A 3,365-nucleotide genomic window follows, 5' to 3' on the forward strand; every position below is an offset into this window, starting at 1 on the left:
TTTTCTGAAAAAGATAAGAAAGAGGGAAAAGTCTAGATGACCTCTTTATATTGTTTCGGAAACCCCATCATTTTCTATGATAAAGATGGAAAAGAAGGAGTCTTAACAAAATGGGGAACATCTTTGCAATATGCAGGTGCTGGACTTATGGGTGTAGGACTTGTGGCTATGGGGACTGGAGGTGCTGTAGTTATACCTTCTGCGGGAACTTCAACAGTAGTAGTTATTGGTGGTGTAGAGATATTTTTTGCAGGGGGGACTATATCTATTATAGGTGGAATATTAAAAGCAGTAGATCAAATTGCAGTACCGAGCCAGAACACAAAACAGAAAGACGGACTATATATACAACAAAGTACAGGGAAAAAAGCACAAAATAGCAATAAGAATGAACGTCATGGCGATAGTGGGCGTGCCAAATTAAAAGCAGAGAAACAGATCAAAGATTTGGAACAGAAAGCAAGAGAATCCAAGTCGAAACGGGAGAGAACACAGATTGAAAACAAGATAAGAAATATTCGAAACAATGCTGCAAAGAAACAGCGTGGTGAGGAACATAGTAAAGGAAATAAAAGGTAATATAATGGATACAAGAGGATTGATTCTAAATACTGCATATAACGACTTTATTCTCGGTTCTAATATTTCAAACTATTTATATAAGAACCACACAAAAGAGGTTTACAATGAATTGACATTTACAAATAGTTCATATTATTTTTATGATGATGAAATAAACATTTGGTGCGATGATGATGGAAAGATCAATACGATTCGATGTGCTTCTTCTTGCCTTTATCAGGGAGTAGAATTAATCGGCTTGCCGTTTCAAGAATTATTATCCACAATTCACATTCTTCCCAATAATCATGAGCGAATATATTTATTAGTTAATGGTAGGGGACAAAATCAACACGTTTATGATTTTGAAACAATAGGATTTCAAGTTTGGGTTTGGAGACAAAAAATCAAGACAGTGTTAATTTATAAAGTGGTCGAGGAAACATAATGAAGAGAGAAAACAGAAAAAACATGATCGGCTCCGCCATTTATCCCAATGCCTTGCAGAATGGCAAATGCAGGTTCTACGTAGAAAAGCGAGTGATACGTGTCGCATGGGGATTTCGCAAGCTGTTCCTCAATGTAAAACATGTAGATGACACGCCGAGACATCCTGCAATATTTCGGCAGTCGGGTCACTTACTATAGCTACATGAACGGATAACTCACCCTTACGCCCGAGCAACAAGAGGACATTCTAAACATCTTTCGTGCGTATGACTACACCGAAGAATCGGACTTCGACAACTACATCGACCGTTATGCGTATGAATAGAATCGTGTCTCAGAAAACTTTCAAGCGTTGGAACACACTGTTTCATTCTTTGAAACTCACAATTTCATCCATTCTCAAAATTCACAAAGACCATATACGGTTTCCCAAGTTAGGACATCAAAAGCTTTAAAAAGAAAAAAGACACGCAAATGAAAATCATTTTATTAATATTTACGGTATTATTACCTTGTAAGACGAATACTCAGAGTACACAAGACAGTAGTCTATATAGCAATATAAAATATGTAAATGGAAAATACGAGCGAGAGATAGAATGCGTATTTCAAGGGATTGGTAAGAATCCTATAGACGGAGATACGCAAGGAATGGCCTCAGCCATAAAAAAAGAGATTAAAGAGATTCCTAAAAGTTCAGTTTCGCTTGTTTATAAGGGAAAAGAATATTACATTAGCATAAAAAACAAGTGTGATACAAGAGGTATCCCATATGGTGAAAAAATAAAGATAAGAATTATCTATTTTGAGAAATTACGACAGCCGTATGATTTTACATATCCTTTTGCCATCATAACAAAGATTGAATCATGTCGCATGAAAAATAGAAGTGTCACAAATAGATTACGACAAAGGCGGCCACACCGTATACATCCGCATGGGAAATGGCACGGAAAGCACGTACGCTGACGACCACCAGCGCAAGCTGTTGTAGGGCATGTTGCTCATGGCCAACTGGGACTGCATCATGGACACGCAATTGTGCAGCATGGGGATTCCGTAAGCTGTTTCTCAACGTAAAGCACGTGGACGACACTCCGATACGCAGAGAAATCCATCAATACCTCGGCAGTTGCTCCACCTACTATCGTTACATGAACGGACAGCTCACCCTCACGCCCGAACAGCTAGAAGGTGTTATAAATATCTTCCGCGCATAAGCCTATACCGAAGAATTGGACCTCGATAACTACATTGACCGTTACACATATGAATAGATTAGAGCCTCTGAAAAATTCCAAGCATTGGGATCTACAGTTTCATCCTGTTAGAAAAAATAAAGGACATCAAGTAAAGGAAAATGGCAAAAAATAAAATAATCAAATTAAGTACTATTATCGGGACTTTATTTCTAATTGTTATGTGCTTTAATGGTCCCTTTTTTATTGATTTGTCTAAAGAGAAAAATAATATGACAATTAAAGACAAATTGGATACAAAGCGTACAGTATTGTCTTCTCTATTCAATGCTAAGGCAAACTCAAGACTTTCTGTGTATATTATTTGGGACTCGTATGATGTTAAGAATTTACCTAAGGAGATACCGCGCCACAAAATTCTTTATACAAAAAATAATTATCTCATAAAAAGATTATTGCAGGTGCCTTTTTTATACACAGGAGGAGATATGTCTACACTTAATAGCAGACTTGTTATAATTCAAGATGGATATAAATTATATGAGAGTCGAATTATATTAAGTAAGGAAGATATTGGTTTGCAAAATAATATCACAGGGTGGATTGTGCCTGAAAAGAAAAATGATTTAATTTCGATAATTTCAAGGTTTAGCAAATATAAATATCCATTTCTCGTTGTTAAATAGCTAATTCGTTTTGACTTTTAATGTTTCTACAAATTGAGAGGAGTTTGTTGTCCTTGTGACGCCAACACAAGATAAAAACTCCTGTCATATACGAAGTGCAGGGTAAAACAGCTCGCTGGCTGATAAACCCATGAAAGTCCAACTGCTCACGAATACATCAACTCACAAACTGACCAACCCACCAACTCATAACCTCATCAACTCACAAATTCATCAACTCATCAACTCATCAACTCACAAACTTACCACCCCACAAACTCATAACCTCATCAACTCAAAGCCTCATCAACTTAGAAACTCAAATTGTTTCTTTTGTTTTACAATGCCGCTCTAATTTTCGCTCCGTTCTAGCGAAAATTGGGGTTAAAAAGTAGGTAAGTGGCCACTATTTCTAGCCTTTCACGTCTTTTATTTTGTCCGTTTTTAAGAAAAGATCTGCATTTTGCACCATTTTACCTTTCTAGATTGG

4 protein-coding genes and 2 pseudogenes are annotated in these 3,365 nt (G+C 36.7%); all 6 read left to right on the forward strand.

Translation table 11 applies throughout. The features are described from left to right. Window positions 1-36: 36 nt before the first annotated feature. Entirely contained in the window at window positions 37-579 is a 543-nt protein-coding gene (locus HMPREF2955_RS14775) for a hypothetical protein (RefSeq protein WP_019189115.1), read from the forward strand. Window positions 580-583: 4 nt separating this feature from the next. Beyond that, window positions 584-1,009 (forward strand): hypothetical protein, encoded by a 426-nt coding sequence (locus HMPREF2955_RS00210; RefSeq protein ID WP_070719851.1) that lies wholly within the window; start codon window positions 584-586, stop codon window positions 1,007-1,009. Further along, window positions 1,009-1,336: pseudogene (locus tag HMPREF2955_RS16715) on the forward strand (DUF6078 family protein). The gene HMPREF2955_RS00210 and the pseudogene HMPREF2955_RS16715 overlap by 1 nt, the downstream one beginning before the upstream one ends. A 149-nt stretch (window positions 1,337-1,485) precedes the next feature. Then, the gene (locus HMPREF2955_RS00220) at window positions 1,486-1,980 is read left to right on the forward strand and encodes a hypothetical protein (RefSeq protein ID WP_070719854.1); all 495 of its coding nucleotides are present in this window, start codon (window positions 1,486-1,488) and stop codon (window positions 1,978-1,980) included. A 74-nt stretch (window positions 1,981-2,054) separates the two neighbouring features. Next, window positions 2,055-2,231, forward strand: a pseudogene (locus HMPREF2955_RS16720) (DUF6078 family protein); the annotation flags it as partial. A 140-nt stretch (window positions 2,232-2,371) separates the two neighbouring features. Then, a complete protein-coding gene (locus HMPREF2955_RS00225) occupies window positions 2,372-2,896 on the forward strand; it encodes a hypothetical protein (protein WP_019187476.1) in 525 nt (174 codons plus the stop codon). The last annotated feature ends 469 nt before the right edge of the window (window positions 2,897-3,365 follow it).

Source organism: Prevotella sp. HMSC073D09 (assembly GCF_001814145.1).
GTDB classification, from domain to species: domain Bacteria; phylum Bacteroidota; class Bacteroidia; order Bacteroidales; family Bacteroidaceae; genus Prevotella; species Prevotella conceptionensis.